The following is a 22,918-nucleotide window of genomic DNA, read 5'->3' on the forward strand; positions in this document are numbered from 1 at the left end:
GAGGCTGACCCGAGGCGCGCGCAGGTTCGGCGCGGTGCGACGATCATCCGCGATGAGGCGGCTGCATGCGTTGGACTGGGTCGGGATCGGGCTGTTCGCCGCCGGTGGCGTCGCGGTCGCGACCGGCCTGCTGCCGGTGACCGAGGCGGAGGCGACGGTGCGGCGGATCGCGCCGCTGCTCGCGTTCCTCGGGGCGGTGATCATCCTGGCGGAGCTGACGGCGCAGGCCGAGGTGTTCGACGTGCTCGCCGACCGCCTCGCCACGCTCGCCCGCGGGCGGACCGTCGCGCTCTTCGGCGTCTGCGTCGGGTTCGCGGCCCTGACCACCATCACCCTCAACCTGGACACGACCGCCGTGCTGCTCACGCCGGTCATGCTGGCCCTCGCCCGGCGCCTCGGCCTGCCGCCGCTGCCGCTCGCCGTGACCACCGTGTGGCTGGCCAACACCGCGAGCCTCCTGCTGCCCGTGTCCAACCTGACGAACCTTCTCGCCGCCGGACGGGTCGGGCTGGGGCCGGTCGCGTTCGCGGGACGGATGTGGCTGCCGCAACTGGCGGCCATCGGTGTCACCGCGTTGGCGTTGTGGCTCGCGTACTGGCGGCGCACGCCCCGACGGTTCGCGCCGCCTCCGGCGCACCGGCCCAGGGACCCCGTGCTGTTCCGGGTCGCGCTGGGCGCGTGCCTGGTGTTCGTCGCGGGCGTGCTGATCGAGGTGCCCCTGTGGCTGGCGTCCGGGGCCGCCGCGGTCGTGGTCGCCGGCGCGTTCGCGCTGCGGGACCGCGCGGCGCTGCGGCCGGGCCTGCTCCCGTGGCGGCTGCTGGTCTTCGTGACGGGGATGTTCCTGGTCGTCGAGACGCTCGGCGCGCACGGGCTGGACCGGTTCGCGGCCACCCTCATCGGCGACCAGGGCGGCGCCGCCGGGGCGTTCCGGTCTGCCGCCACCGGGATGGGCCTCGCCAACGTTGTGAACAACCTTCCCGCGTACATCGCCGGAGAACGCGGCATCGAGGCAGGACACCGCACGCAGCTGCTGGCGCTGCTCGTCGGCGTCAACGTCGGGCCGCTCGCCGTGCCGTGGGCGTCCCTCGCCACGCTGCTGTGGTGGGAGCGCTGCCGCGCGGCCGGCCTGCGGGTGCCGCCGCTGCGGTTCCTGCTGACCGGGGCCGCCGTCGCGGTCGCGGGCACGGGCCTCGCCACCGCGGCCCTACTGGTGTGATTGTGCGGTTACGCTAAGTGACATGATGCTGCGGTGGTACCTGGTGGCCGCTGGGACCTGCGTCGCACTGTCGTTCCTGGTGCCCGACGGCAGCTGGTGGCAGGTCGCGGTGCAGGTGCTCACCGGTTACCTGGCGGTCTCGGCGATCATCGCGGGCGCGCTGCGGCACCGGGGGACCGCCCGGGCGGCCTGGCTGGCGTTCGCGGCCGGGGTCGGCGGCAACGCGACCGGCATCCTCGTCGAGGCCTACAGCTTCCACGTCAACGCCGAGTACGAGTCGCCGGGCTGGCCCGACGTCGGCTACCTGGCGCTCTACCCGGGGCTCGCGATCGGCCTGGTCCTGCTGATCCGCCGCCGGTCCGAGGGGCACGACTGGGGCGCGCTCGTCGACGCCACCACCGTCACCACCGGCCTCGGCCTGCTCGCGTGGGTGTTCATGATCCGTCCGGCGATCGACCAGACCGACCTGTCACCGCTGGCCCACCTCACCGGCGTCGCGTACCCGGTCGGCGACGTGCTCGTCCTGGCGATGCTGACCCGCCTGCTGCTCGGCGGCGGCGCCCGGAGCGCCGCGTTCCGCCTGATGATCGCCTCGGCGTTTCTCTTCCTGGCCGGCGACGTCACCTGGGCCGTGCTGAACACGATCGGCGTGGAGCCCGGCCCCGCCGCGCACCGCGTCCTCGGGGCGGTGTTCCTCCTCGCGTACGTCCTCGTCGGCCACGCCGCGCTGCACCGCTCCGCCGCCCAGATCGGCGAGACCGCCGGCCCGCCGCCGAAGCTCGGCCCCGGCCTGCTCGTCCTGCTCACCCTCGCGTCGCTGATGGCGCCGCTGCTGCTGCTCGGCCAGATCGCGGCCGGTGAGGTCACCGACGCGCTGCCGATCGCGATCTGCTCCATCGTGCTGTTCCTGCTGGTCGTCATCCGCATGGCGCAGCTGCTGCGGCAGCTGGAGGCGCAGACCGCCCGGGTCCGTGAGCTGTCGCGCACCGACGAGCTCACCGGCCTGCCCAACCGGCGCGCCTGGGGCGCCGAGCTGCCTGCGGCCCTCGAACGCGCCCGCCGCGACGGTGCCGGGCTGGCCGTCGTCATGATCGACCTCGACCACTTCAAGCGCTTCAACGACGAGTACGGTCACCCGGCCGGCGACCGGCTGCTGAAGTCCGCCGCCGCGGCCTGGTCGGGGCAGCTGCGCGGCACCGACCACCTGGCCCGCTACGGCGGGGAGGAGTTCATCGCGCTGCTGCCGGGCGCGGACACCGCCGAGTCCGTGGCGGTGCTGCGGCGGCTCATGGCGGCGACGCCGCTGGGCCAGACGTTCTCCGCCGGCCTCGCCCAGTGGAACGGCGTGGAGACCTCCGACGAGCTGGTGGCCCGTGCGGACGCCGCCCTGTACGACGCCAAGCGCGCCGGCCGGAACCGTGTCGAGGTCGCGTCCGCTCAGCCCGACACCGACGCCCGGCTCACCCCGAGGTAGACCGTCCGGCGGCGGTGGTCGATGCGGTGCACGGCGTCGACCGGCAGCGTGACCGGCGCGCCGCCGCGGGTCTTCACGACGAGGCGGCCGGTGTCGTACGTGCCCCGGTCGATCGTGCCCACGGGACCGTCGACGGCCTCGACCGCATAGCCGACCAGGACACCGGCCGGCCGCACTCTGGTGATCATTTCCGCCTCCTTCTCGTGGACAGCAACGACTCTCTACCCTGATTGGTGCGTGGCCACGCATTCCGGTCACCTGCCAGGTTTGTATCGCCGCCGGATCGGCTATGTTGCACGCCATGCGTGGATGGCCGCTCGGGCTCGTGGTGTGGCTGCTTCTCCTCGGCGCCGCGGAAGCCTACGGCGCCACCCGGGTCTGGCAGTTCTTCGTCCAGACCGAGCACGGGCAGCTGCTGGACTACTTCGCCATCACCGGCAACAGCATCGGCCGCGCCCGCGTCGAGACGATCGTCGACCGCGTCCTCAACGGCATCTCCGTGCTCTCCCTCACCGTCGCCACCGTGACGGTCGGCTTCATCGCCCTCATCCGCCGCCGGGTCGCCCTCGCCGTAGGCGCCATCCTGCTCATCGGCGGCGCCAACGTCACCACCCAGGTCATCAAGGCCCTCCTCACCCGCCCCGACCTCGGCGTCGACCTGGAGCGCTCCGGCGTCGGCAACAGCCTGCCGAGCGGCCACACCACGATCGCCGCCTCCGTGGCCGTCGCCTTCGTCCTGGTCCTGCCGGCGAAGGCGCGCGCCACCGGCGCCCTGATCGCCGCCGGCTTCGCCGCCCTCGCCGGCGTCGCGACCCTCTCCGCCGGCTGGCACCGCCCCAGCGACGCCGTCGCCGCCCTCCTCGTCGTCGGCGCCTGGGCCGCGTTCGCCAGCGTCTTCATCGTCCTCGTCCAGCGCCGCCACGGCGGCGTCACGTACGGCGCCCCCAGCACCTACGCCACCGTCTTCCTCACCCTCATCTCCCTGGGCCTGCTGCTCGGCGCCGCGGCCGCCCTCTACCTGACCAATCAGGCCCTGGACGTCGCCGTCGACGACCTGAGCCGCCGCCGCCTCTTCGCCGCCTACGCGGGCGGCGCCCTGGGCATCGCCGGCACCGCGGGCCTCATCGTCGCCGCGGTCCTGTCCACCGTCCACCGCGTCGTCCCGCAGCTCGTCCCGCCCCTCGACGACGACGATGCTCTCCCGACCCCCGCGCCCGACCCGATCGGCGAGCAGGCCACCATCCGCCTCACCGCCGAGGAACCGACCACCCAGCGCCTCGGCGGCCACCCGGACGACCCGACCGTCAAGCTCCCTGGCTAGGATCGCTCGTCGATGTCCGGCACCGGCGGAAGGAACCACCGATGGGCGCGCTGAAGCCATGGCACGTGCTGGTCCTCTGCGGCCTGTGCACCGCCGTCGTCGTCACCGTGGTCGTGGTCGTGGTGGTCACCATGGTGGCCAAGCGCCGCTCGGGCCGCTGAGGACCCGGTCGAGCCCATGTGGATCGAGCTGGCCGCCGAGCTCTTCCCGGCGGCGGAGTTCTCCCCGCCCACCGACGCGGCCGCGATCGACGCCGTCGAGCGGGGTCTGGGCCAGCCGGTGCCGGCGGACCTGCGGGACCTGCTGGCGGAGACCGACGGCCTGCGCGGCGAGTGGGGGCTCGACGTGATCTGGCCGGCCGCCCGGATCCTGGCCGGCAACCAGGAGTTCCGGACGTTCGGGGAGTTCGCCGAGCTCTACGCCCCGTTCGACGGCCTGCTGTTCTTCGGCGACAACGGCGGCGGTGACCAGTTCGCGTACCTCGCCGACGCCCCCGCCGAGGGCGTCTTCGTCTGGGAGCACGAGACCGACACGCGCCGCACGGTGGCCGACGACCTCGCCGACTACCTCACCCGCGTCCTCACCGGCGACGGCGACGACTGGTACGTCACCTACGACTGAGCCGGCGTCGCGCCCACCGGTGTCGGGTGAACGGTTGGTCCGCAACCATCCGGAACCCGTTTGGGGTGTGGTGCTGCTCCCGTTGGAGCGTTGAGTTGTGGTTGGCAGCACACACGGGGGAACAGCACTGGGAGGCAGACATGATCGGCACCGTCACGGAGTTCATCGCGGAAGCTGTCTTCGCCTCCGACCTGCAGCCGTCGCGCCCCGTCACCGTCGCGGAGGCGTGGGCCGCGGTGACCGTCGCCGTCACCCGGCACGGTGCGCAGGGTTGCGTCGACGTCCTGGCCCGGGAGTACGGGGAGCGTCCGGAGACGGCCGCGCCGCGGATGCGGTTCGCCCGGGAGCTGGCCGCCACCCTGATGCCCGCGACCGCCCTGGCCGGCTGAGCCGAGCCGAGCCGGGGAAGGACGGCCGGGTCAGGCTGGTGGGAGCGTGACGGCGATCTCGTCGCCGAGGGTGGCGCCGTGCTGGAGGTCGAGGTCGTCGCCGCTCCAGAACTTGCCGGGGTCGTACCAGTTGGCGCGGCGGCCTTTGGGGAGCAGGCCCATCTCCTCGTAGGTGACGGCGACCACCTCGGCGCAGTAGGCGGTCTCGAGGGAGGACTCGTTGCGCTTGCGGATGTTCGGGACGCGGCCGGAGAACCAGCGGCCGGCGAGGCGGGCGGTGGACGGGAACGGGGTGCCGTCGAGGCGGGCGATGGTGCGCAGCACCGCTTCCTCCATCGGGGGCGACACGTCGTAGTGCAGCTGGCGGAGCCAGGGGCGCTGGCCGTAGCGGCGGCCCCAGACCAGCACCGCGTCGCGCAGGTCGTGGAGCTGGACGCCGCGCTGGTGGCCGCCGGTCCACATGTCGGGCAGGGACTTGCCCAGCTCGGCGTGCCACATGAGAGGTGGCAGGTCGTCCAGGACGACGGCCATGCCCACGTGGTTGACGGGGCTGTTGGTGAGCGTCTGGATCGCCCGGTCGGCCTTGGAACGGCCGCGGAACACCCAGAGGTCGCCCGTCCGGGTCATCCGGACGGCGTCGTCGAGATCGATAGCTCCCTGCACGACCAGTACCCTAGATGCCCATGAAGGCGAAGTGGTGGAAGGTCCTCGGCCTGGCCGGTGTGGTGGGTGTCGCGGCCACGGGAGTGGTGGTGGCGCGGGCGGAGCGCCGGCGGCGGGCCTACACGCCTGAGCAGATCCGGGCCAAGCTGCAGGAGCGGCACGCGGTCGCACAGGGCGGGACGAGTCGCGGGTCACGTACCAGTGGCACCTGAGGTCACTTAGGGTAGGTGGGGTGCAGTCAATGACTTCCCAGAGCGACCCGGTGCGGGTCCTGTTCCTCGAAAACATCCACCCCGTCGCCGTCGAGCGGATGCGGTCCGAGGGATATGTGGTCGAGACCCTCGGGCGCGCGCTCGACGAGGACGAGCTGATCGCCAAGCTCTCCGAAGGGGTTCACCTGCTGGGCATCCGGTCCAAGACGCAGGTGTCGGCCGCGGCCCTGGCCGCCGCGCCGCACCTGCGGGCGATCGGCGCGTTCTGCATCGGCACCGACCAGATCGACCTGCGGTCCGCGGCCGAGTCCGGGATCGCCGTCTTCAACGCGCCGTTCTCCAACACCCGTAGCGTCGTCGAGCTCGCCGTCGCCGAGATCATCGCGCTGACCCGGCGGCTCACCGAGAAGAACGCCGGGATGCACAACGGCGTCTGGGACAAGGACGCCGAGGGGTCGCACGAGGTCCGCGGCCGGTCGATCGGCATCGTGGGCTATGGCAACATCGGCACCCAGCTGTCCGTCCTCGCCGAGAACCTCGGCCTCAAGGTGTACTTCTACGACACCGCCGACAAGCTGGCCCTCGGCAACGCGCAGCGGTGCGCCACGCTCGACGAGCTGCTGGAGCTGTCCGACATCGTCACCCTGCACGTCGACGGCCGCCCGGGCAACAGCGGGTTCTTCGGCGAGGAGCAGTTCGCCAGGATGCGCCCGCGCAGCATCTTCCTCAACCTGAGCCGCGGCTTCGTCATCGACCACGAGGCGCTGCGCAAGCACCTGGAGAACGGGCACCTGGCCGGCGCCGCCGTCGACGTCTTCCCGAAGGAGCCGAAGGCGAAGGGCGACGAGTTCCAGTCCGCGCTGCGCGGCCTGCCCAACGTCATCCTCACCCCGCACATCGGCGGCTCCACCGAGGAGGCGCAGTCGGACATCGGCTCGTTCGTGGCGGAGAAGCTGCACAAGTATGTGCAGGAGGGCTCCACCACGCTCAGCGTCAACCTGCCGTCGCTCGCCCTGCAGCAGGCCCCCGGCACCCACCGCATCGCCCTGCTGCACCACAACGTCCCGGGCGTGCTCGCCGACGTCAACAGCATCCTCGCCGGCCACAAGGTCAACGTGGAGGGCCAGATCCTGGCGACCCGCGGCGAGTTCGGCTACCTGCTGTCCGACATCGCGATCGACTACCCGGCGGAGATCCTCGCCCAGCTGTCCAACATGGCCACCACGGTCCAGCTGCGCGTGCTGTCGTAAGCCGGGAACGCCCGCCTCACGTTCGCGTGAGGCGGGCGACGGCGCCGGTCTCCAGGGCGGTCCAGACGGTGCCGTCGGGGGCGACCGTGATGCCGTGCGGTTCGGCGCCCGCGACCGGGAGGTCGTAGGTGGTGACGGCGCCGGCCGCGGTGATGTGGCCGATGCGGTTGCCCGCCCATTCGGTGAACCAGCAGCCCCCGGCCGGGTCGGCGGTGATCGCGTGGGGACGGCCGGCGCGGTCCGGGAGCGGAAACTCGGTGATCGTGCCGTCGGCGGTGAAACGGCCGATCTGACCGGCGGCGATCTCCGTGAACCAGACGGCGCCGTCGCCCGCGGTGGTGATGCCGACCGGCCCGGCGTCCGGCGTGGGCAGCGGGTGGATCGTCAGCGCACCGGACGGCCCGACCTGAGCCACCGCGCCGGCCTGGTTCAGCGTGCACCAGGTCGAGCCGCCGGCGACCGTCACCATTGATGGCATCGACCCCTCCGGCAGGGACACGGTCGCGACAGATCCGTCATTTCCGATGAATCCGATGTGTGGCGGCTGCATCGTGGTGTACGTGCAACCCCCGTCCGGGCCGGAGGCGACGCCGTACGACCCCTGGACACCCGGCAGCGGTACCAGCGACACCTCGCCGGAGGGGGAGATCCGCCCCACGGCGCCGGTGTGCAGCAACGAGAACCAGAGATCGGGCGTGATCAGCGCGGGCCCGCCGCCGTCCCGCACATTGAAGCGCGTCGTGGTCCCGTCCAGGGCTATGCGCATTACCGCACCCGCGTGGACCAGTGTGCACCACAGCGCGCCGTCGGGGCCGGTCGTGATGCCGTAGGGGCCGTCACCTGGTGCGGCGATCGTGAACACGTCCATGAAGATCCATTTTACCCGTATGGAACGAAAGAAATCTTCGCGATCGAAGTTCGTCATAGTGGTGCTGACCTCGCAAATCGGGTCACGCGCGCTTGGACCGATCCGTTTCCAAGTCGTTAAAACGTCGTTCGGGATTGAAGTGTGTCGTGACCAACCGCTACGGTGCTGTGCGGACTCGGTCACGGACCATTCATTCACGGGGGACGACTGTGCGGCACCAGCGGGAATGGCACGCGGTTGTTGGCTGACCGCATGCGCCGGGAGCCGCTCGCCGACGACTTCTTCCGGCTCTGTCATGACGACCGCAGCGGCACACTGCGGCTGTCCGACGACGCCACCCGGATCGGTCTCGCCTCCGCGCTGATCGGCGAGCTGGGCTGGGCCGGCATCCTGACCGTCGAGGACGGGCTGCTGTTCGTGCGCAGCGGGTCGACGCCCGGCGACTCCGTCGCGCACGCGGTCCTGGACGACATCCGCGGCGAGCGCACGCCCCGCGACGTGCGCACCTGGCTGGCATATCTGTCGATGGAGGCCTATGAACGGGTCGCCCGCAGGATGGTCGCCGGGAATCATGTCATTCCCCAGGAGGGCCGGCGGCTGCTGCGCCGCTTCACGTTCTATCAGCCGACCGACACGAACGAGTTCGTGTGGCCGAGGGTGCGGCTGGGGACGGCATTGGCGCAGCGCAGACCGGTCGACCAGATCGATGTCCACCTGCTGGGTATCGCCGATGCGACGGGGCTGCTCCCGAGCATTCTCGACGGCGGTGGTCAGGCCGCGTACGCATACTTCGACCACCTCATCCAGCAGTCCCACGCGGATGTGCAGACCCTCATCCAGGAAACGAGGGTCGTCATCGGCAACAAGGTGATGAACGGACGCTGAAACACCCCCCACCCCCGCTTCCCCCGGAGGATGTCATGCCTGTCAGCACCGCGCCGCCAACAGGCGGTTACACCAGCAAGGTCGACTCGGCACTCGACCAGAACAAGCTGACGGTCCTGACCGTCATCCTGATGGTGATCGCGGCGGCGGCGCCGTTCACCGTCATCGCCGGCGGCGCGACCGCGGGCTGGGCCGTCACCGGCGTGCTCGGCATCCCCGTCGCGTACATCGCCATGGCCGCCATGCTGGGCATCTTCAGCGTCGGGTACACCGAGATGTCCCGGCACATCGTCAACTCCGGCGCGTTCTACGCCTACGTGGCGCAGGGCCTGGGCCGCGTGACCGGCCTCGGCGCCGCCGGTGTCGCCGTGCTCGCGTACAACTTCATGCAGATCGGCCTGTACGGCGGGTTCGGCCCGGTGCTCAGCGGCTTCCTCGCCGACCAGTGGGGCATCGACCTGAAGTGGTGGGCGTGCGCGTTCATCGCCTGGGCCGTCATCGCCGTCCTCGGCGTGCTGAGCATCGAGTTCAGCGGCATCGTGCTCGGCGTCCTGCTCGGCGCCGAGGTCATCATCGCGCTGATCTTCTCGGTCGTGGAGCTCGCGCACCCCGCCGGCGGCACGGTCACCTTCGACACGGTCAACCCGTCGCAGCTGTTCAGCGCGGGCACGGGTGCGGCGCTCGCCACCGCCGTGGCCGGCTTCGTCGGCTTCGAGTCGACCGCCGTCTACAGCGAGGAGACCCGCAACGCGAAGCGGAACATCCCCCGCGCCACCTACCTGTCGCTGATCATCATCGGCCTGCTGTACGCGTTCTGCTCGTGGGCCATGTCGGTCGCCGCCGGACCGGACAAGATCATCGGCCTGTCGACGGAGAACTCCAGCGAGACGATGTTCGTGCTGGTGAGCCCGCACCTCGCGGAGATCTGGCTGACCCTGGGCCACGCGCTGTTCATCACCAGCCTGTTCGCGGCGCTGCTCGCGTTCCACAACACCGCCGCCCGCTACACGTTCGCGCTCGGCCGGGAGCGGGTGCTGTTCAGCTTCTTCGGCACCACCGGGCGCCGCTTCCGGGCGCCGCTGTGGGGCTCGCTCACGCAGACGATCCTGGCCGCCGTCGTCCTCGCCGTGTTCGCCGCGAGCGACGGCCTGGACCCGTTCGTCCACCTGTTCTTCTGGTGGACCGTGACCGGCGGCTTCGGCGTGCTCATCCTGATGACCGTGACGTCGGTGGCGGTGCTGGCGTTCTTCCTGCGCACCCGCGACGGCGAGGTCGCCCAGGTGTCGCCGTGGCGGCGGTTCATCGCCCCGGCGATCGGCGCGGTGCTGCTGGGTGGGGTACTGATCGTGACGATCCTGGAGTTCGACACGCTGCTGGGCGTCAAGCCGACCGACCTGGCGCGGTACCTGTTCCCGGGCCTGTTCCTGGCCGCCGCCCTGGTCGGCGCCGCGTGGGCGGCGTTCCTGCGGGCCGGCAACCCCGACACGTACCGCGGCATCGGCCAGGGCGTGAGCGCGGCGCTGCTCACGGTCCAGCCCGAGGACACCGCCGCGCACCGGGCCGGTCCGTCCCGATGACGTCGACCTCGACGGCCCCGGCGATCCGCGTCGCCGGGGCCGGCGACACCGGCACGGTCGCGGCGGTGCTCGCCACCGCGCTCGACGACACCGACATCGCGCACTGGCTGGTGCCCGACCGGTCGGAGCGGATCGAGGTGTACCGGCGGTACTTCGACCTCGTGACGCCGTGGTTCGTCGAGCACGGGACGGTGTACGTCACCGCCGACGGCGCGGCGGTCGCGGCGTGGGTGCGCCTCGACGGCAAGTTCGAGCCGGAGATCGCGGACTACGACCGGCGCCTCGCGGCCGCGTGCGGCGAGGCGACCGGCCGGTTCGTCCAGCTCGACGAGGACATGCTCGCCGCGCACCCGGACGGCCTGGCGCACGACTACCTGGCGTTCCTCGGCGTCCGGCCGGAGCGGCAGGGGCAGGGCCTGGGGAGCAGGCTGCTGCGCGAGCATCACCGGATCACCGACGAGGCCGGGCTGCCCGCCTACCTGGAGGCGACCGGGCGGCGCAACGCGGCGCTGTACGGCCGGCACGGGTACGCGGACACCCAGCCGTTCCACATCGGCGACGGGCCGCCCCTCTACGCCATGCTCAGGCCACCCCGAGTGCCGTGACGTCCCACATGCCGTAGTACTGGTTCACGAACACGTTCGTCATTCGCGGGTTGCGGTAGTTGAGCACCTTGTCGTACGTCAGCGGCAACATCGTCGCGGAGTCCATGACCGCGGCGTCGACCTGCGACCACAGCTTCGCCGCTTCGGCCGGGTCCGTGGTGTCACGGGCCCGGTCGATGAGCGCGTTGATCGCCGAGTCGGACAGCTCCGCGTAGTTGTTGTTGCCGCTGGGCAGGATGAGCCGCCCGTCGATCAGCGTCGGGAAGAAGCCGTAGCCCGTCGGGAAGTCCGCCGACCAGGCACCCATGATCAGCCCGTACCCCTTGGTGTGCACGTTCGAGGGGGAGCCCACGACCGACCGGGCGTAGATCGACGGGTCCGACGCGTCAATGCGGGCCTTGATGCCGACCGTCGCCAGGGCCGCCTGGATCGCCTCGGCGGTCTTCGACGCCTTCGGGCTGTTGGTGGTGGCGATGACGGTCTCGAAGCCGTCCGGCTTGCCGCACGCGGTCAGCTCCGCCTTGGCCTTGTCCGGCTGCGGCTTGCCGCTCCTCGTCTGGAACGGGTCCAGCGACGGGTCGTGCCCCGGGATGCCCGGCGGCAGCATCGCGCCGGCGATGTCGCCGCCCGCGTCCGGCCCGCCGCGGGCGGTCTGCACGGTGGTCTTGTCGACGGCGTACTGCACGGCCCGCCGGCAGTGCACGTCGTCGAACGGCTTCACCGCCGTGCTCATCGCCGCGTACTGCACGAACCCGGTCGTCGGTTCGTCGGCGCGGGCCTTCAGCACCGGGTCGAGCAGGACCTTCGGCTGCGACGCCGACTGCACCCCGCCCTGCCCGGCGTCCGCGTCGAGGTCCCCGTCCAGCAGCTGCCGGTCGATCTCGTCGGGCGCGGTGCCGACGGCCAGCTCGATGCGGTCCGGCAGCGCCTTGCGCACCGTGTCCGTGGCCCGGTCCCACTGCTCGTTGCGGACCAGCACGGCCTCCTTGCCCGGGTCGATCGTCTCGAACCGGTACGGCCCGCTCGACACCGGCTTGTCGCCGTACTTCGCGCCCGTGTCCTTGGCCGCCGGCACCGGCGCGGCGACGCCCATCGCGAGCAGGTACGGGAAGTCGGCGAACGGCTCCGCCAGCTTGAACGTGATCGTCTTGTCGTCCGGCGTCGAGATGCTCTTCAGGCCGTTCTTGTCGGCGAACGGACCGGGGTAGTGCTGGCCCTGGTCGAGCTGGTCGATGAGGTACGTCGGCCCGCCGCTGAGCTCCTCCTGCGCGAACAGCCGCTCGATGCCGTGCCGCACGTCCTTCGCCGTGATCGCCGACCCGTCCTCGAACCTGATCCCGTCGCGCAGCTTGAACGTGTACGTCAGCTTGTCCGCCGAGATCTCCGGCGCCGCCGTGGCGAGGTCCGGGACCAGCTTCAGCCCGTCGGCCCCGGGCTTCGCGTCCGGCGTCAGCAGCGTCCGGACGTAGAGCCGCTGCAGGTTGTACACCGCCGTCACGTACGACCGCGTCGGGTCCCACGAGTCCACGTCGTGCGCGCTGGCCAGCTTCAACGTGCCGCCGGTCGCCGTGGACGGGTTCACGACCTCGGTCAGCCCCGCGTTGAACGCCGCCGTGGCCGTCCCTTCGCCACCCGGCTTGTCCTTGTCGGCACAGGCCCCGACGGCGAGACTCAGACACAGCACCAGTGCACAGCGAGTGATCTTCACTTAACTCAGCGTAGGCCCGTGTGCGACGTGCGCGCGGTGGTTCGGCTCAGCCCGCCGGCGCGGGGGCTCAGGGTGGCGCGGCCTGGCGCGGCCTGGCGCGGCCTAGTGGGCGAGCACGACGGCGATCAGGGCCAGGGCGCCGGGGAGGGCCTGGACGAGGAGGATGCGGCGGCTGGCGGTCGCGGCGCCGTACAGGCCGGCGACGATCACGCACGCGAGGAAGAAGACGCGCATCGCGAAGCCGACCGGGTCGTCGGCGACGATGCCGTAGACCAGGCCGGCGGCGAGGAAGCCGTTGTACAGGCCCTGGTTCGCGGCCAGGGCCTTGCTGGACTCGGCGAACTCGGCCGTGGTGCCGAACGCCGCCCGCGTGCGCGGGGCCGTCCACAGGAACATCTCCAGCACCAGGAAGTAGGCGTGGAGCGCGGCGACGAGGCCGACGAGGACCAGAGCGGCGATGTTCACGCCGGACACCCTACCGGTCGGTATCCGCCCGCTTGCCATGCGGCGGGGGCCGGTCCGCAGACCGGCCGCCGGCCACCGGTCAGTTCTTCGTGACCCGCACGACGACGTTGGAGTCGGTGACGCTCTGCACGGCGATGGTGAAGCCCTGGGCCTCGGCGCTGCCGTCGACGGGGACGCTGACCGTGGTGCCGCCGACGTCGACCTTCACGTTGCCGTTGTCCACGCTGATCAGCTTGACCTTGATGCCGAGGACCTTGGACTCGGCGTCCACGCCGCGGTCGAAGGTGACGGTGCACGCGCTGGTCGAGCACGTCACGTTGTCGGAGCTGCACGCCGTCAGCGCGCCCAGCCCGATGGCCAGCGCGGCGGCGACCGTGGCGAGGCGGCGGGTCAAGGTCATCATGACTCGGCAGTGTAGCCAACCCATGCTCGTGACCGATGAGTCTCGCCCGCTCCGTTCGTACACCCTCCGGAAACGCCGAACGAGGAGGATGTCGCATGTCGCAGGAGAGGGCCGCGGTCGTGGCGGAGCGGTCGGAGCTGGCGGAGGTGTTCGGGGCGCTGACCCCGGCGCAATGGGACGCGCCGTCACTGTGCGCCGGGTGGCGGGTCCGGGAGGTGGTGGCGCACACCACGATGCCGTTCCGGATGGGGCTGGGCGGGTTCGTGTGGGAGATGGTGCGCTCCGGCGGCCGGTTCAACGCGATGTCGGACCGGGTCGCCCGGCGGGACGCCGCCCGGATGCCGGCCGAGGCGCTGCTGCGGTCGCTGCGGGACAACATCGAGCACCCGTGGGCGCCGCCGGGCGGGGGCGCGACCGGGGCGCTGTCGCACGAGATCATCCACGGCCTCGACAGCACGGTCGCGCTCGGGCTCGACCGGCGGGTGCCGCTCGACCGGCTCCGGCTGGTCCTGGACGCGATGCGGCCGCGCAACGTCGAATACTTCGGCGTGGACCTGAGCGGCGTCACGCTGGAGGCCACGGATCTCGATTGGCGGTTCGGCGGCGGCGGTACGCCGCTGCGAGGCCTCGCGCAGGACCTGCTCCTCGTCGTCTGCGGGCGGCGGTTGCCTCCGGGTCATCTGTCGGGCGAGCCGGCCGCCCGGTTCACGTCTGCCGGCTGATCGAACAGCGCGAGCTCCTCGGCCGTCGGTGCCTCGAACAGCGGCACGTCGGGTGCCTCGAACAGCGGCACGTCGGGTGCCTCGAACAGCGGCACGTCGGGTGCCTCGAACAGCGGCACGTCGGGTGCCTCGAACAGCGGCACGTCGGGTGCCTCGAACGGCGGCACGTCGGGTGCCTCGAACAGCGGCACGCGGGTGTCGAGGAGCTCGCGGCTGATCGGCACCGCACCCGGTTCGCCCGCCGCGGCCCGCGTCGCGATCCGGCGGGCCAGCTCGTCGACCGGCGCGGTGAGGTCCCGGCGCCGAGCGCGCTGGCGGCGAGCCGCTTCTCGTCGCGCTCGGCCCTGACCCAGAACCCGGGCTCCAGCACCACGTCTGCCCCAGCCGCAGCTCCTGCGCGTGGACCCGGTCACCGCCGGCAACGGATCCGTCGTCGTGGTCCGCGGCCGCGACGGCGTGCGCCAGGTGTTCACCGACAACACCGCGTTCCACCGGGCCGACGGGCTCTTCGACCTGCCGCCCGGCCGGCCGTGGTCAGGCATGTTCGACGCGGTCATCACCGCCAACGGCGCCGAGCACACCCGCCGGCGGAAGCTGCTGATGCCGGCCGTGCACCGCACCGCGATGGCGCACAACCGGGAGGTGTTCGCCGACACGTTCGCGCGGTCCCGGTTCGCCGCGCCGGGCGGGGACCCGTTCGACCTCAAGCAGGAGTGCCTGCGCATCTCCAAGACGAACTTGATGCGCTGCCTGCTGGGCTTCGACGACGCCGCGTCCCTCGGCCCCTTCGCCGCCGGTGCTGAAGGGGGCGCTGCTCTTCATGGCACCGTTGCCCGAGCACCGCGATCCGCTCGTGTACCCGTCACCGCAGGCCTTCCGGCCGCAGCGCTGGCGCGCGGGGGAGCCGGCGCCCCGGCAGTACGAGTTCATCCCGTTCGGCCTCGGCCCGCGCCGCTGCCTGGGCGCCGAGTTCGCCGACCTGCAGGTCCGCACGACGCTGTCGCTGATGCTGGAGCGCGGGCTGCCCGGCCTGGTGCGCCCGCGCGTCGACTACGGCATGGTCAACGGCGTCACCGCAGGCCCGCAACACCCCGTCCCCGTCCACGTCGACCGTCCCAAGTGGACGGTCCTCACCGGCTCGGTCACGGCGGTGTGGAAGCCCGCCGCCTGAGGCTGTGCCCTGCCGTTGCCGTTGCCGTTGCCGTTGCCGTTGCCGTTGCCGTTTGCCGTGCCGTGCCGTGCCGTGCCGTCGTGGCGTTGCGGCGTCGTGGCGTCATGGCGTTGCGGGGACCGGTGCGCTGCGGCTCGGGCGCTGCTGGGACTTCGCGCGGCGGCGGCGGATCGCCCACTCCGCCACGGCGAGGTTGATGACCCAGCCGGCGCCCATCAGGAACGCCCGCGCGGACGGCCCGGGCTCGCCGACGAACAGGAACCAGGGCGCGTGGGTGATCGCCTGCGTGCCGGCGCCGAGACCGATCGCGTAGCCACGCGTCACCCAGGCGCTGTGCGTGGGGATGTCGCGACGCCGGGCGGCGGCGAACCCGAGCCCGAGCGCCACCGCCATCACCGTGCCGAACAGCAGGCGCTCCAGCATCACCAGCGTGCCGTCGGCGGGCGGCAGGTCGTACATCACCGACATCCACAGACCGGTGAGCGCCGCGACGATGCCCAGCGGGATCAGCAGCCGCCCCGTCACCCGATGCCAGCCGGCCCGCCTGCGGCGCAGCCCGGGGGAGAACTGGAACGCGCCGAGCAGCAGGAACACGCTGGCACTGATGATGTGCAGCACGACCGGCAGCGGCTGGTCGAAGAAGCGGGCGTTGTCAGGTGTACGCGTCCCGCCGCCGCCCAGTTCGACGAGACGGATGGTGCCGGCGGCCATCGGCACGAAGCTGAGCGCGATCAGCCCGGTCGGGACGAGCCAGGTGGCTTTGGTCATGCGTCGATGGTGAACGCCACCCCCGCCGCCACTCATCGCCACTTGGACCTACGGCGGACCGTGCTTAAGTACTACCCGCCTCGTCTCGTAGGCCCAGATGGCGATCTCGACCCGGTTCCTGACCCCGAGCTTCGCCATCAGACTGGCCACGTGCGTCTTCACCGTGCTGAGCGTGATCCCCAGCTCCGCGGCGATCTCGGCGTTGCTCCGCCCCCCGGCAACCTTCGCGAGCACCTGCTCCTCCCGCTCGGTGAGCGCCTCGACCGGCTGCGGCGGGCTGGGCACCGGCCCCGCCCCGGCGAACGCCCGCAACAACCTGGCGGTGACCACCGGCGCGATGAGCGCCTCCCCGTTCGCCGCGGCGTGCACTGCCTGCGCCAGCAGCGCCGGCCCGGCATCCTTGAGCAGGAACCCCCGCGCCCCCGCCCGCAGCGCCGCGTACACGTACTCGTCCAGGTCGAACGTGGTGATGACGACCACCGCGAGCGGATCCTCGACCCCCGGCCCGGCCAACGCCCGCGTCGCCTCGATCCCGTCGACCCCCGGCATGCGAATGTCGAACAGGCAGACGTCAGGCCGCACCTGCCGCGCCAGCTCAACCGCCCGATGCCCGTTCGCAGCGACCCCGACGACCTCAATCCCCGGCTGTGCATTGAGAATCATGCTCAACCCGGTCCGCACGATCTCTTGATCGTCGGCCACCACCACCCGGACGCTCACCCCACCACCCCAGACCGTCGCACCTCAACGCCAGAACGCGACCCCTCGGACCGCAATGTCTCGGAACGGGAGCGCCCCGAGGACTCCTCCGTGTGCGCCGCGTCGGATGCCGGCTCCCGGTCCGATGCCAGGGCCTTCGTAGCGGTGCAGGCGGGCTGATGCGGCCCGGTTCCCTCGGTGCACGGCGACCCGACCTGCGACGGCAACGTGTCCGGAATCTCGGAGACCGGCCGCCGGAAGCCGGACGCCTCGGCGCCCGACTTCTCGAAACGCGGGGGATCGGCGCTCGGCCGCTCGAGGTGCAGGGGCTCGACGCGCGGCGTCTCGGGGCGCGGGGGATCGGAGCGAGGTTCCTCGGAGGACGGGGGAGCCGTGGGCAAGTGCTCGGCCGGCGGTGTCTTGGTCGACGGGGTCGGTCCTGGCGACGGTGCCGGTCCGAGTGGCTGTGGCGCTTCGGGTGAGCGTGTGGTCCCGGGCTCGGGCCGTCCAGGTCGGGACGGGGCAGTCGCCCCTGAGCGTGGCAGGACGGCGGTCACGGTCCAGCCGCGGCCGGTGCCGTCGAGGTGCGTCGGGCCGGCCTCGCATGTGCCGCCGAGGAGGGTGGCGCGTTCGGTCATGCCGATGAGGCCGTACCCGTGGGCGGTCGCCGGCCGGGCCGAGCCTGAGTCGCCGTCGTCGGTGACCCGCAGCCGCACCGACGTGTCGTCGGCGTGGACCCGCACCTCGATCCTGGTCGCATGCCGGGCGTGCCGTCTGGCGTTGGTGACCGACTCCTGGGCCAGGCGGTAGATGGCCGCACCCACCGGCGCCGGGATGCCGTCGAGGTCGCCGGAGAGCTCGACGTCCACGCGAGGCCCGGTCCGCGCCTTGCCGGTCCGCGCTCCGTCCGCCTGCGGGTCGCCGATCCGAGCCCAAGAGGCCGGAGTGCCATCGGTCCGAGTGTCGCCGCTTCGGGTGCTGACTGTCCGCGTGTCGTGGGTCCGGGGGTCGTACGTCTGCGGGTCACCGCTCCGCGCGCCGTCGACCCGCGTGCTGCCGGTTCGTGGGTCGCCGGTCTGTGGGTCGCTGGTTCGGGGGTCGCTGATCCGAAGGTTGTCGGCTCGTGCGTCGTCGGGCGGCGAGTGGTCGCTCCGTGCGCCGTCGGTCTGTGCCTGGCCGGTCTGTGTGTCTTCTGCCCGCGTGCTGTCGACCGGGGTTTCGCCGGCGTGGGCCTCGTGGGTCTGTGTGCTGTCGGTTCGGGGGTCGCTGGGGTGTGGGTTGCTGGTTCGAGGGGTGCTGACTCGAAGGTCGCTGACTCGAAGGTTGTCGGCTCGTGCGTCGTCGGGCGGCGAGTGGTCGCTCCGTGCGGTGCCGGTCTGTGTCTCGCTGGTCCGTGTGCCTTCTGCCCACTTGCCGTCGGCCCGGGCTTTGTCGTCTCGGGCCTCGTTGGCCGGGGTTTCGTTGGCCGGGGTTTCGTTGGCAGGGGTTTTGGTGGGCTGGGTGTTGTCGGTCCGTGTGGTGGCGGGCTGTGTGGTGGCGGGCTGCGCATTGGTGGGCACGGCGGCCGGGTCGGCGAGGTACGCCAGGTCGGCGAAGGACGGGGTCGGGGACAGCTCGGGCGGGTCGGCCGGGCCGGCGTGGCGCAGGAGGCGGACCATGGCGCGCATCTCCGTCAGGGCCTGCGACGCCTCGGCCTCGATGAGGTGCAGGGCGGAGAGCGCGGCGTCAGGGTCCGTCGCAGCGGTGGCGATGCCGGCCTGGGCGCGGATGGCCATTGCCGAGACGTGGTGGGCGACGGTGTCGTGCAGGTCGCGGGCCAGGCGCTCGCGTTCGAGGAGGCGGATGCGGTCGATCTCGCGGCGGCGGGCGCCGGCACGATACCGCAGCGCCAGGCCCAGCGCGAGACAGCTGGACAGCACGGCCAGCCCCGCGACGGTGTCGCTCGGCTTGACCTGCACGAGCTGGTCCAACACGCCGGCCTTCACGGCGATGACCGCCGTGCCGAGCACGATTTCGCGGCCGGAGCCCCAGCGCGTCAGCGCGTACACCAGAAGCAGCACCGCAACGGCGGCGCCATTGTCCATGGCATGGCCCGCCAGCAGCGGCAGCAGGCCGGTCGCGCCGAACGCCACCGCGACCGCCGCCAACGGCTGACGCCGGCGCCAGGGCACCACCGCCACGACGCCGGCCAGGACGACCAGGACGGAGAGCGCGCGCATCGGCAGGTCGGGGCGGAGCAGCCCCTCCAGCACGGCGAGCGGGCCGAACACGCCGACGAGCGCCCAGTCGCGCCACACCCGCCGGGGCGCGTCTGGGGCGCGCGGTTCGTCCCAGACCACGCGCATGGCGTCGACCATCCGTCTCACCCTTGGAATCGTATGAGAGCCGGCGCTCCCGCAGAACGGTCCAAAGACTGAGCCCTACACCACCTTCAGTCCTAGGACCACGAAGTCGCGCCCCAGCGGGCCGTCGCGGCGATCGCCGGACGGCTGCCAGCCGCGCCGCAGGTAGAAGGCCTTGGCGCGGTCGTTGCCGTCCCAGACCTCCAGCTGACCCTCGGTGATCCCGGCCTCGCGCCAGGCGGCGACGCCGGCGTCGTGCAGGGCGCCGCCGGCGCCGCGGAGCCAGTGCGCGGGGTCGACGTACAGGCCGACGAGCCGCGCCGGCGGTCCCAACGACACGAAACCGAAAGGCCCGTGGGCGCCGTCGACGCACAGCACGAGGCGATCCGTTGCCTGGATGCTGATGGTGTACGCGTCCCGCAACTCCCTCGTGTCGTCAGGGATCTCCAGGTCGCCGTAGTACGTGCGGCGGGCCACCTGATGGATCGTGACGAGGGCGTCGACGTCCTCGGTGCGCGCTGTGCGGACCTCCATCGTGGCGACGATGCCACAGTCCGGGTTTGGCGGCTGCCCCGGCCGGAAACTGGTTCAGTATGACCAGCAGGCATGACGTCCCGCGCGTCGACGAGACCGTGGACATCGACATCATCCGTGACGAAGCGGAGCGGATCGCGGTGCCCGACTTCGACTACATCGGGCAGCCCATCGACGCGATCGTGGATGGGCTCACCGGGCACGGCCACGACAAGGACCAGGACTCCGAGGACACCACGGTCGACTAGGTCTGCCCGCGGGGAGACCTGATCAGGAGCGTGGCGACCACCTCGTCCGGGCCGACGGTGCCGTACACGTGCGGCACATCGGCGGCCCACGCGATGTGCTCGCCCGGCCCCGCGATCAATGGTGCGCTGGTGGGGCCCGCCCGCAGTACACCCTCCGACACCGTGACGTGCTCGGTCACGCCCGGCGCGTGGGGTGGTGACTGCTGCACGACGCCTGGGCGCACCCGCATGCGCAGCAGCTCGAACGTCACCCCCGGCTCGTCGAACACCTCCAGCAGCGTCGCCGTGACCGCGGACCCCCGGACGGGTTCGCCGTGCTGCTCCCGCACCAGCGCCGTCAGCGGTACGCCCAGCGCACCCGCCACCGCGTAGAGCGTCTCCAGCGTGGGGTTCCTGGTCCCGTGCTCCAGCCCGGACAGCGTGGCCTTGCCGATGCCGGCGGCCCGCGCCAGCTCCGACAGCGACATCCCCCGCGCGGCCCGCAGCTCCCGCAGCCGGTCACCGAGACTTGTCTCCACGCAGCTATGGTGCCATTCTCTTCAAGTCGTTCCGTATACGGAACGCGAAACGGAGGGTGGTCATGCGGCGGTTCGATTCGGCACAGCCGATCCTGGCGGGGCTGGTGAGCGCCGTGGTCGGGTACGCGAGCTCGTTCACCGTCGTGCTCGCCGGCCTGCGCGCCGTCGGCGCCACCCCCGCGCAGGCCGCGTCCGGGCTGCTCGCCCTGTGCGCCGGCATCGCCGCGACCGCCGTCTTCCTCGCGCTGCGGTTCCGCATGCCGATCAGCATCGCCTGGTCCACCCCCGGCGCCGCGCTGCTCGTCGCCACCGGCCATGTGCAGGGCGGCTGGCCCGCGGCCGTCGGCGCGTTCCTCGTCTGCGCCGCGCTCATCGTCGTCGCGGGCCTGTCGCCGTGGCTCGGCCGGGCGATCGCCGCGATCCCGCGCCCGATCGCCGGCGCCATGCTCGCGGGCGTCATCCTCAGCCTCTGTACCGCTCCCGTCCGCGCCGTCGTCGACGTGCCCGCGCTCGCCATCCCGGTGGTGCTCGCCTGGGCGGTGCTGACCCGCTTCGCCCGCCAGTGGGCCGTCCCGGGCGCGCTGCTGGCCGCCGTCGTCGCGATCGCCGTCCGCGGCGTCCACCTCACCGGCGTCTCGATCGCCCCCGCCGCGGTGCTCACGGTGCCGACGTTCAACCTGCCGGCCCTGATCAGCATCGCCGTCCCGCTGTTCCTGGTGACCATGGCCGCCCAGAACGTCCCCGGCATGGCCGTCATGGCCACGTACGGCTACACCCCACCCCTCCGCGGCGTCCTCGTCACCACCGGCTTGGCGAGCGCCTTCGCCGCCCCGTTCGGCGGCCACGCCCTCAACCTGGCGGCGATCACCGCGGCCCTCACCGCCGGCCCCGACACCCACCCCGACCCCCGCCGGCGCTGGGTCGCCACGGCCGCCCTCGGCGCCGGGCAGCTCACCCTCGGCCTCGGCGCGGGTCTGGCGATGGCGCTCGTACTGCTCTCGCCGCCGGTCCTGGTCATCGCCGTCGCCGGCCTGGCCCTGCTGTCCGCCCTCGGCGCCTCGCTGGCCAGCGCGGTCACCGACCCGTCGGGCCGCGAGGCCGCGGTGGTCACCTTCGTCGTGACAGCGTCAGGCACCACGATCCTGAACATCGGCCCCGCCTTCTGGGGCCTCGTGGCGGGCGGTTTGACGGCGCTGCTCCTGTACCGCCGGACCAGGCCCTCCTCGCCTCCGGACCCGACCCCGCCTTCTCCCGCCGCGACAGAACTGCCGTCGCCCACCGCTGCAGGTCCGGCAGCATCCCGGTGACGACGGTCCGCTGCCAGCGGCGACAGGGCCGGTGACTGCGCGACATCCACCTCGTAATGGGGCGATTCGGGGCATTGACCAATGTCTGTGGTGGTGAGTGGTTGTGGGCCTCGCCTGCGGGTCGAGCACCCCGCGGTTGGCGATGGCCCTGGGCAGCAGCTGGGTCGGTGGCTGCTTGGTGGCGGCCCGCTGTTGGTGGTGGCCCGCGGTCGGTGGCGGCGGGCCGGTGGTGGCCCGCTCTCGGTGGTGCGGGCCGGTGGTGGCCCGCTCTCGGTGGTGGCGGGGCCGGCGGCTGCGCGGCATCGGTCTTGGAACGGGGCGTTTCGGGGCATTGATCGACGTCTTCCAGCTCCACGCCTTTTCAGCCGGCAGCCCTGTCCGCGTGGCTGGGTGGAGCCCTGGGTTCGCCTGTGGGCTGGTCGTCCTGTGGCTTGCAATGGCTTGGGCGGTGGTGAGGTCGGGTGGCCAGCGGTGGTGGGGTTGGCGGCTGGGCGACTTCCGCCTTGGAACGGGGTGTATCGGGGCATTGATCGACGTCTGCATGGTGCGTGGGCGCGGGATCCGGCTGCGCACAGGGTGCCCGCAGTCCGAAGCGGCTTCGGACTTCGTTGGCGGACCGTCGGTGTCGGGGCTGCCTGGCGGCGTGCTGTCGGTGACGGCGGCATCGTCTGGCTGCTGGGCCAGGCAGCGGCCCCGGTGGAAGCTGATCTCCACGCGCTGCCCCTGGAAGATGGCGGTGTGTGGGCACCTGGCCGTGGTGGCCGCCGACCGGTGGAGCGCCGGCCTTGAGGATGCTGACCAGGCGGGCGGGAGTGGGAGCCGGGCGGGAAGGTCTCCGGTCATCGGCGCCGGTCGCTGCTCCATGATCCCGTGTGGTAGCCGGAGCTACCAGAACCGCACGGGATCACTCGGGAGCCACCTGGAGCCAGTCGCAGGTGTGGGCCGGGGTGCT

General features: G+C 72.1%; 26 protein-coding genes and 1 pseudogene. 14 read left to right on the forward strand and 13 right to left on the reverse strand.

Annotated elements, in window-relative coordinates:
- Positions 1-52: 52 nt before the first annotated feature.
- On the forward strand, positions 53-1,216 hold the full coding sequence (locus tag ABD332_RS00500) for an ArsB/NhaD family transporter (protein WP_344498268.1): 1,164 nt from the start codon (positions 53-55) through the stop codon (positions 1,214-1,216).
- Positions 1,217-1,238: 22 nt separating this feature from the next.
- Positions 1,239-2,690, forward strand: coding sequence for a GGDEF domain-containing protein (locus ABD332_RS00505; protein ID WP_344498270.1), 1,452 nt, complete (start codon positions 1,239-1,241; stop codon positions 2,688-2,690).
- On the opposite strand, the gene ABD332_RS00510 is transcribed toward ABD332_RS00505, so the two are convergent.
- Positions 2,654-2,878: a hypothetical protein gene (locus tag ABD332_RS00510; protein WP_344498272.1), complete on the reverse strand. Its 225-nt coding sequence runs from the start codon at positions 2,876-2,878 to the stop codon at positions 2,654-2,656. The two genes, ABD332_RS00505 and ABD332_RS00510, sit on opposite strands and share 37 nt — an antisense overlap.
- A gap of 101 nt (positions 2,879-2,979) precedes the next feature.
- Here ABD332_RS00510 and ABD332_RS00515 point away from each other — a divergent pair.
- The 3 genes and pseudogenes from ABD332_RS00515 to ABD332_RS00525 all read left to right on the forward strand — a co-directional run.
- A pseudogene (locus tag ABD332_RS00515) lies at positions 2,980-3,858 on the forward strand (phosphatase PAP2 family protein); the annotation flags it as partial.
- A gap of 330 nt (positions 3,859-4,188) precedes the next feature.
- On the forward strand, positions 4,189-4,632 hold the full coding sequence (locus ABD332_RS00520) for an SMI1/KNR4 family protein (RefSeq protein ID WP_344498274.1): 444 nt from the start codon (positions 4,189-4,191) through the stop codon (positions 4,630-4,632).
- A gap of 140 nt (positions 4,633-4,772) precedes the next feature.
- Positions 4,773-5,021, forward strand: coding sequence for a hypothetical protein (locus tag ABD332_RS00525; protein ID WP_344498276.1), 249 nt, complete (start codon positions 4,773-4,775; stop codon positions 5,019-5,021).
- A 30-nt stretch (positions 5,022-5,051) separates the two neighbouring features.
- Here the strand turns inward: ABD332_RS00525 and ABD332_RS00530 are convergent, their stop codons facing one another.
- Positions 5,052-5,684, reverse strand: a complete 633-nt coding sequence (locus ABD332_RS00530; RefSeq protein WP_425552097.1) for a hypothetical protein — start codon at positions 5,682-5,684, stop codon at positions 5,052-5,054.
- A gap of 20 nt (positions 5,685-5,704) precedes the next feature.
- Here ABD332_RS00530 and ABD332_RS00535 point away from each other — a divergent pair, with 20 nt between their 5' ends.
- Together ABD332_RS00535 and serA are read left to right on the forward strand one after the other, a co-directional pair.
- Positions 5,705-5,896: a hypothetical protein gene (locus tag ABD332_RS00535; RefSeq protein ID WP_344498278.1), complete on the forward strand. Its 192-nt coding sequence runs from the start codon at positions 5,705-5,707 to the stop codon at positions 5,894-5,896.
- A gap of 29 nt (positions 5,897-5,925) precedes the next feature.
- The gene (serA, locus tag ABD332_RS00540; RefSeq protein WP_344498280.1) at positions 5,926-7,146 is read left to right on the forward strand and encodes a phosphoglycerate dehydrogenase; all 1,221 of its coding nucleotides are present in this window, start codon (positions 5,926-5,928) and stop codon (positions 7,144-7,146) included.
- A 16-nt stretch (positions 7,147-7,162) separates the two neighbouring features.
- Here the strand turns inward: serA and ABD332_RS00545 are convergent, their stop codons facing one another.
- Complete coding sequence (locus tag ABD332_RS00545; protein ID WP_344498282.1) at positions 7,163-8,071, reverse strand: Vgb family protein; 909 nt, start codon at positions 8,069-8,071, stop codon at positions 7,163-7,165.
- 195 nt (positions 8,072-8,266) lie between these two features.
- Between ABD332_RS00545 and ABD332_RS00550 the strand changes: the two genes are divergently transcribed.
- Genes ABD332_RS00550 through ABD332_RS00560 form a run of 3 tightly spaced genes read left to right on the forward strand, consistent with a single transcriptional unit; the run spans position 8,267 to position 11,081 of the window.
- Entirely contained in the window at positions 8,267-8,899 is a 633-nt protein-coding gene (locus tag ABD332_RS00550; protein WP_344498284.1) for a GOLPH3/VPS74 family protein, read from the forward strand.
- 35 nt (positions 8,900-8,934) lie between these two features.
- Positions 8,935-10,476, forward strand: a complete 1,542-nt coding sequence (locus ABD332_RS00555) for an APC family permease (protein ID WP_344498286.1) — start codon at positions 8,935-8,937, stop codon at positions 10,474-10,476.
- On the forward strand, positions 10,473-11,081 hold the full coding sequence (locus tag ABD332_RS00560; protein WP_344498288.1) for a GNAT family N-acetyltransferase: 609 nt from the start codon (positions 10,473-10,475) through the stop codon (positions 11,079-11,081). The genes ABD332_RS00555 and ABD332_RS00560 overlap by 4 nt, the downstream gene beginning before the upstream one ends.
- Here ABD332_RS00560 and ABD332_RS00565 read toward each other — a convergent pair.
- The 3 genes from ABD332_RS00565 to ABD332_RS00575 all read right to left on the reverse strand — a co-directional run bounded on the left by ABD332_RS00565 (position 11,059) and on the right by ABD332_RS00575 (position 13,657).
- The gene (locus ABD332_RS00565; RefSeq protein WP_344498290.1) at positions 11,059-12,789 is read right to left on the reverse strand and encodes an ABC transporter substrate-binding protein; all 1,731 of its coding nucleotides are present in this window, start codon (positions 12,787-12,789) and stop codon (positions 11,059-11,061) included. The genes ABD332_RS00560 and ABD332_RS00565 overlap by 23 nt on opposite strands.
- Positions 12,790-12,891: 102 nt before the next feature.
- Positions 12,892-13,254 (reverse strand): DUF1304 domain-containing protein, encoded by a 363-nt coding sequence (locus ABD332_RS00570; protein WP_344498292.1) that lies wholly within the window; start codon positions 13,252-13,254, stop codon positions 12,892-12,894.
- Between the two features lie 79 nt (positions 13,255-13,333).
- Positions 13,334-13,657: a hypothetical protein gene (locus ABD332_RS00575; RefSeq protein WP_344498294.1), complete on the reverse strand. Its 324-nt coding sequence runs from the start codon at positions 13,655-13,657 to the stop codon at positions 13,334-13,336.
- 95 nt (positions 13,658-13,752) lie between these two features.
- Between ABD332_RS00575 and ABD332_RS00580 the strand changes: the two genes are divergently transcribed.
- Positions 13,753-14,379, forward strand: coding sequence for a maleylpyruvate isomerase family mycothiol-dependent enzyme (locus tag ABD332_RS00580; RefSeq protein WP_344498297.1), 627 nt, complete (start codon positions 13,753-13,755; stop codon positions 14,377-14,379).
- Here the strand turns inward: ABD332_RS00580 and ABD332_RS00585 are convergent.
- Both ABD332_RS00585 and ABD332_RS00590 read right to left on the reverse strand, forming a co-directional pair.
- A complete protein-coding gene (locus ABD332_RS00585; RefSeq protein WP_344498299.1) occupies positions 14,334-14,603 on the reverse strand; it encodes a hypothetical protein in 270 nt (89 codons plus the stop codon). The two genes, ABD332_RS00580 and ABD332_RS00585, sit on opposite strands and share 46 nt — an antisense overlap.
- 310 nt (positions 14,604-14,913) lie before the next feature.
- Positions 14,914-15,201, reverse strand: coding sequence for a hypothetical protein (locus ABD332_RS00590; protein ID WP_344498301.1), 288 nt, complete (start codon positions 15,199-15,201; stop codon positions 14,914-14,916).
- Between ABD332_RS00590 and ABD332_RS00595 the strand changes: the two genes are divergently transcribed.
- On the forward strand, positions 15,200-15,550 hold the full coding sequence (locus ABD332_RS00595) for a cytochrome P450 (protein WP_344498303.1): 351 nt from the start codon (positions 15,200-15,202) through the stop codon (positions 15,548-15,550). The genes ABD332_RS00590 and ABD332_RS00595 overlap by 2 nt on opposite strands.
- A 102-nt stretch (positions 15,551-15,652) precedes the next feature.
- Here the strand turns inward: ABD332_RS00595 and ABD332_RS00600 are convergent, their stop codons facing one another.
- The 4 genes from ABD332_RS00600 to ABD332_RS00615 all read right to left on the reverse strand — a co-directional run bounded on the left by ABD332_RS00600 (position 15,653) and on the right by ABD332_RS00615 (position 19,893).
- The gene (locus ABD332_RS00600; protein ID WP_344498305.1) at positions 15,653-16,318 is read right to left on the reverse strand and encodes a DUF2306 domain-containing protein; all 666 of its coding nucleotides are present in this window, start codon (positions 16,316-16,318) and stop codon (positions 15,653-15,655) included.
- Between the two features lie 48 nt (positions 16,319-16,366).
- Positions 16,367-17,038: a response regulator gene (locus ABD332_RS00605; RefSeq protein WP_344498307.1), complete on the reverse strand. Its 672-nt coding sequence runs from the start codon at positions 17,036-17,038 to the stop codon at positions 16,367-16,369.
- On the reverse strand, positions 17,035-19,374 hold the full coding sequence (locus ABD332_RS00610; RefSeq protein WP_344500660.1) for a histidine kinase: 2,340 nt from the start codon (positions 19,372-19,374) through the stop codon (positions 17,035-17,037). Before ABD332_RS00610 ends, ABD332_RS00605 begins: the two co-directional genes overlap by 4 nt.
- Positions 19,375-19,437: 63 nt before the next feature.
- Positions 19,438-19,893: a GNAT family N-acetyltransferase gene (locus tag ABD332_RS00615; protein WP_344498309.1), complete on the reverse strand. Its 456-nt coding sequence runs from the start codon at positions 19,891-19,893 to the stop codon at positions 19,438-19,440.
- Between the two features lie 59 nt (positions 19,894-19,952).
- On the opposite strand from ABD332_RS00615, the gene ABD332_RS00620 reads away from it, so the two are divergent.
- Positions 19,953-20,141, forward strand: a complete 189-nt coding sequence (locus ABD332_RS00620) for a hypothetical protein (RefSeq protein WP_344498311.1) — start codon at positions 19,953-19,955, stop codon at positions 20,139-20,141.
- Here ABD332_RS00620 and ABD332_RS00625 read toward each other — a convergent pair.
- The gene (locus tag ABD332_RS00625) at positions 20,138-20,659 is read right to left on the reverse strand and encodes a helix-turn-helix domain-containing protein (protein WP_344498313.1); all 522 of its coding nucleotides are present in this window, start codon (positions 20,657-20,659) and stop codon (positions 20,138-20,140) included. The two genes, ABD332_RS00620 and ABD332_RS00625, sit on opposite strands and share 4 nt — an antisense overlap.
- Positions 20,660-20,721: 62 nt before the next feature.
- On the opposite strand from ABD332_RS00625, the gene ABD332_RS00630 reads away from it, so the two are divergent.
- Entirely contained in the window at positions 20,722-21,966 is a 1,245-nt protein-coding gene (locus ABD332_RS00630; protein ID WP_344498315.1) for a benzoate/H(+) symporter BenE family transporter, read from the forward strand.
- Positions 21,967-22,918 lie beyond the last annotated feature (952 nt).

The organism is Dactylosporangium maewongense (genome assembly GCF_039531485.1).
Taxonomy (GTDB): Bacteria; Actinomycetota; Actinomycetes; order Mycobacteriales; family Micromonosporaceae; genus Dactylosporangium; species Dactylosporangium maewongense.